Source organism: Croceitalea marina, assembly GCF_042684265.1.
GTDB classification, from domain to species: Bacteria; Bacteroidota; Bacteroidia; order Flavobacteriales; family Flavobacteriaceae; genus Croceitalea; species Croceitalea marina.
Genome location: NZ_JBHULB010000015.1, coordinates 1 through 5,328 on the forward strand (window position 1 = coordinate 1; position 5,328 = coordinate 5,328).

Annotated in this window: 6 protein-coding genes; all 6 read left to right on the forward strand. The window is 35.1% G+C overall.

Features of this window, described 5'->3' with window-relative positions:
* The first annotated feature begins 147 nt into the window (after positions 1-147).
* Positions 148-594: a hypothetical protein gene (locus ACFSQJ_RS11530; protein WP_377767101.1), complete on the forward strand. Its 447-nt coding sequence runs from the start codon at positions 148-150 to the stop codon at positions 592-594.
* Positions 595-732: 138 nt separating this feature from the next.
* Positions 733-1,128 (forward strand): hypothetical protein, encoded by a 396-nt coding sequence (locus ACFSQJ_RS11535; RefSeq protein WP_377767102.1) that lies wholly within the window; start codon positions 733-735, stop codon positions 1,126-1,128.
* A gap of 487 nt (positions 1,129-1,615) precedes the next feature.
* Positions 1,616-1,909 carry a barstar family protein gene (locus ACFSQJ_RS11540; RefSeq protein ID WP_377767103.1) on the forward strand — a complete coding sequence of 98 codons (294 nt, stop codon included), beginning with the start codon at positions 1,616-1,618 and terminating at the stop codon, positions 1,907-1,909.
* Positions 1,910-1,918: 9 nt separating this feature from the next.
* On the forward strand, positions 1,919-2,320 hold the full coding sequence (locus tag ACFSQJ_RS11545) for a hypothetical protein (protein ID WP_377767104.1): 402 nt from the start codon (positions 1,919-1,921) through the stop codon (positions 2,318-2,320).
* A gap of 345 nt (positions 2,321-2,665) precedes the next feature.
* Entirely contained in the window at positions 2,666-3,700 is a 1,035-nt protein-coding gene (locus tag ACFSQJ_RS11550; protein ID WP_377767105.1) for a hypothetical protein, read from the forward strand.
* Between the two features lie 209 nt (positions 3,701-3,909).
* Entirely contained in the window at positions 3,910-4,968 is a 1,059-nt protein-coding gene (locus ACFSQJ_RS11555; protein WP_377767106.1) for an alpha/beta hydrolase fold domain-containing protein, read from the forward strand.
* Positions 4,969-5,328: the final 360 nt, after the last annotated feature.

A 5,328-nucleotide genomic window follows, 5' to 3' on the forward strand; every position in this document is an offset into this window, starting at 1 on the left:
CCTCAGACGGAACAACACGATGTCGGAACTGGACATATCTAGCGGGTATGGACCAATAGCGTCTAATTGCTATCGTAGCTAGCTCAAATACTTTGAGACGCTACTCGCAATACCCGCCTGGCCGTTAGGTAACATTTTAAAATAAATATGGAAAATTTTGAATTTGGGGACGTCAAAAAATTAAGAAAGTCACTCTTGATAGCATCAATAGTTGGTATTTTCTTAGTTAAGCTAATAAAATATTCAACCGGATCTTTTGAATTCTTAGGTTTTAATATTCCAATTAGAGAGGCTGAATTTCTCGCTCATTTTGTAGGTTACATTATTATCTTTTTTCTAGTTGCGCTGTTAATTCGTTTTGGGAATGAAGAATTTACTAAAAGCTATAGGGAAAAATGGAAAAACGCAACTGGAGATATTAATGTATACGTTGATACTCCAGATTCGGCCGCAAAAAAAAAGGTTGAAAATGAGACTAAAAATACTCGTATTTTTTTCCGAATCATGGTTCTTGCATTGGACATAATATTTCCGATAATCTTAGCACTTTTGTCAATATCATATATTTTCTGGTGCTCTAAAAACGTTACCTAACAACGGCTATAATTCATTGCGGCGGAATTTCCTAAACGGAAATTCTTATCTTGCAATGATGGCTTGGTTCTCTCGGAATGTCCTAGCGGACAATTCCGCAACGAAACCATAGCCCAACCGTTGTGTGCTATACGAAAAATGACCTCAAGATTATTAAGTAACATAAAAGAACTATATGAAACCTTCGAAAAGTATCATAGCGGGCCAAAAATGACTGGAAGTCTAAACTATGGGCCTGAATTAGATACTTGGAATAGATTAATTTTCAAAAAACCTTTACGTGAATTAGACGAAGACGATTTATCAAGATATACAGGCAAAGCAATAACTACTTGGGGAAAAGCTGCAGACTTCAAACATTTTCTTCCTAGAATTTTTGAATTGACAGCAGAATTAAGAACGCCTTACGAAATTTGGATTGCCTTTGACAAACTCGTTCTTTCTGATTGGAAAAATTGGCCAAAAAATGAGCGAATTGTTATTCAAGAATTCATGATTGCGTTGTGGGAAAGTATTGTAAATGATAATAGTTAAAAGGCGGAATGGGAGTTTAGAGATTACTTTTCTGCGCTTGCTAATTTCTATCCAAACTTTGCTGATTTACTAGATATTTGGGGCAAATCGGAATCAAAAGCGGCTATAAAACACTTAGCCGAATTTATAATTGATGAAAAAACCATAATTTTCGATAGAAAAAAACTAAGTGGATTGTATGACAAAACCGAGAACATAGATGAGTTTATTTCTTGGATATTATCAACCGAGATGTTGAATAAGATTCAAAGAAAATATTTCGAATTTGAAATGGAGAGCTTCGCGGAAAAAATATCCTGGGCAGAGCAAATATTAACATTTGAAAGAAAAAAGTACAGCACACAACAACGGCTATAATTCATTGCGGCGGAATTTCCTACCGGAAATTCTTATCTTGCATTGATGGCTAGGTATTCTCGGAATGTCCTAGCGGACGATTCCGCAAAGAAACCATAGCCCAACCGTTGTGTGTAATTTGAGAAATGAAATGATAACATTCAAAATTGATGGTAAAAAATTAACTAATTGGAATTCATTTCACCTGGAATTTAAAACGGAATTGAATTTTCCAGATTATTACGGAGCGAATATGAACTCTTGGATTGACTGTATTGATGATTTGACTGAACAGCCAATATTATTACAAATCGAAAATGGAAATTTCCTAAAGGAAAATAAACCTGAATTACTAAATGCAATTCTGGAATCTGGAGCCTTTGTCAATTACAGAAAAATAAATCAAGGGCAAAAGCCAAATCTAATTATAGCAACAGATATTTAATTAAGTGTCATGGATAATCACAAACCATACAATGAAAATTTAGGACATCCGCATGACTTTTTGGTAGAATATCAAATTTTGACTGAATCAGAAAATGGTAGAAAGACATTGCCTTACCAAGGTATACGATGGGATTTTTGGTATGAGCATAAAGAACATGAAGAAAATCATCTTTTTATGATTTGGCCTGAATTCATTGATGAAAGTGGAAATGTAATTAAACAAAAAGACAAACCTGTACCAAGAGTCGGAAAGGCGAAAATGTGGATTGTAAATGATAAAATGCGTAAATATCATCAAGGCAAAATTAAAATCGGAATGAAATGTTATGGACGTGAAGGCGCTCGAACAGTTGTCAATTATGAGGTAATTGAAATTGTTGGACTAATGACAAATCCAGCTTCTGAATAAAAACTACACACAACAACGTGTATAGTTCATTGCGTCTGAAATTCCCTTCGGAATTTCCTCGCGGCTGAACAATGGGTTATTCCCTTTTTGCTATCTTAGTCTCTACGCAACGAAACCATACACGAACACGATGATGGCCAATTCCTCCGGAACGTAAAAAACCGGGCGGTCGAGGTCGCCGCCCTACCTTTTTTTCCTATTTGCCATCATCGGCCAGGCAGTACGACTGCTATTCGTCCATAAAATTCCCTAACTTAAGCCAATAAACCTCAGACGGAACAACACGATGTCGGAACTGGACATATCTAGCGGGTANCACAAGCTAAAAAAACATCACTTACCCGAATGGAATCAATGTCTGAAATAAAAGAAAGGTATTTTAAAGCTCAACAAGAGGAAAAGAAAAAACAGCTTGAAAACCATTCCAAGACAATAAAAGATTTTATTTCATTGTGCTCGGAAATTGGACTGAAATTGACAAATGAAAATTTTAGTTACATACAAACAATCGGAATAGTCGCAAAATATCCCAACCTACTCTTCCACCTCAAACCTGAATTAGAAAAAGTTGATGAAGAACTGATTGAATGTAAGTCTTTAGAAAAGCACTTTGAGAAAAAAATATTCAATAGCGGAATGTTGTATTCTGATAAATTCATTGCAATGGCTCATCCTTATTTTAGGAGAAGTTTAAGTGAATTTGCAAATTTCGCACCTCGATTTATTGACCTTTTTTGGAAATTTAAAGATGATAAAGTCAAAACATACATTGCTTTAGATGCAAATCGAGTAAGAGTAAATGTAGATGATTCAGCATATTTGGAACTTGATACTTGGTATGGTGCATCTTTTAAAGAACAAATTGAGAAAATCCCAAATGGTGTTGTGAAAATTCGCCCACCAGCCCAATTAGATGAAACTGATATTTCCTTCTTCTTCAACGATGCATATTCATTTGACATCAAATGGACAGAAAAGAATGAAATAAAAACTTTTCAAGCAGAGGAATTTAAGACAGAGAAAGTAACTATTAATATTAGAGGAACAGAATACTATCCTGTTCGTTACTTACACGCGGAATATGATATAAAAAATAAACATTTTAGACATTTTGATGGAGCAATTCATTTCTACGAGAAAACAGAATATTTTCAACGAAGGGATTCCGACTTGAATTTTAATGAAAAAATCGGGACTCATTTAAAAGCGAAAACATACAAGCTGTTTAAAATGAACGAAAACGTCAGTGTAGAAACTTGGATTACATATACGAGTCATTTTTGTACAGGAAATCCATTAGTGTTTGAATATTTTGAGGGGAAATATCCTGACCATATTCAAGAAATATTGAACAAGATTGGGAAAAAAGCCAGTGGCTAACAATGTATATAAAACATAGCTAATACAGGCTTTCCAAAAGGTTTATTTGTATTTGCAAAGTCGCCAAATTTTTAAATTTGGCTTTTAAAATAAAAAGATAAAAACAAAAGATAAAAATTCGGCTTGTGTATAATCCGAAAAGTTAGCGTCTATTTACACGCTACGTTTCATATACGAGACCGTTGGCGGTAATTAAGCAAAATGAAACAATGAAACATCTACACCTTGCATTAATCACCATATTGGCGTTTTCATTAAGTTCTTGTGTTCAGCATCAAGAGAAGGAATTGAAAGATTCTAAAGAAACCTTTGGTCCCAGAATTATTGCAATTAATTATGATAGTTTATATCATTTGGAAGAACCGCCAGCTTACGAGCCTTTTCCAATGTATGGAGCTTTTTTATTTGGAGTAGCAACCCAAAACGTACCAATGGTATATGACACAAAACTCTCTCTTCCTGAAAACATCAAAAAATCAACAGATGTTATTTATAAAGAAACTGATGGATTATCACTCGGTTTGGATATATACTCAAATAAAACTGATAAATCATCGAACCCACTAATACTAATAATTCATGGTGGTTATTGGAAAGCAGGTGATAAAGGAGAGTTCTATACGCAGCGTGCAATAGAATTTGTTGAAATGGGTTACACCGTTGCATCAATAAATTATCGGTTATCAACAAATCACAAATTTCCAGCCAACATCGAAGACTTAAGAGATGGCATTTTATTCTTAATCGAACATGCAAAGGAGTATAATATAGATGCTAGTCAAATTATGACTTATGGCATATCTGCTGGTGGTCATCTAGCGGCTTTTATAGCACTAGCTGCTAACTCCGATAGAGAATATGTAAAAGGTTTAAATCCATCTTCCTTTAAAGGTGCAATTTCGTTGTATGGAATACATGATATGAGTTTGACAATTCAAAGAGAACATCCCTTTACTGAATTATATATTGGAACATCTTATGATTTAGACACTACCAATTATATTGATGCTTCAACAACCCAACATGTAGACCTAAATGACCCACCGATTTTATTAATACATGGTTCGCTTGATGGTTCTGTATCTGTAAAAAATTCTGATAATTTAGCACAAGTACTAGAATCAAAAAAAGTCCCCTATGTCTATGACAGAATTGAAGGTTGGCCTCATGTGATGGATTTTTTCTCGCCAATTGGAGAAAGAACACTCTGGCAAATGCATGATTTTCTTCAAGAATATATGCCTTCCGAAGAATTAAAAAACAAATAACTACCGCCAACAATGGCTATAATTAATACGGACTTCGGGTTAAAACGCCAAGGTCTGTGTATATTTATGAAGTCGCAAAATCTTTGGGATTTTGCTTCGTGCAAGTAAAAAAAACAAAACCCAAAGTTTTTGCTTAGCGCGAGACAGGAAATTCGCTGGATTTCCGCCCCGCACTAATCATAGCCGAGACGATGATGGCCAATTCCTCCGGAACGTAAAAAACCGGGCGGTCTAGGTCGCCGCCCTACCTTTTTTTCCTATTTGCCATCATCGGCCAGGCAGTACGACTGCTATTCGTCCATAAAATTCCCTAACTTAAGCCAATAAACCTCAGACGGAACAACACGATGTCGGAACTGG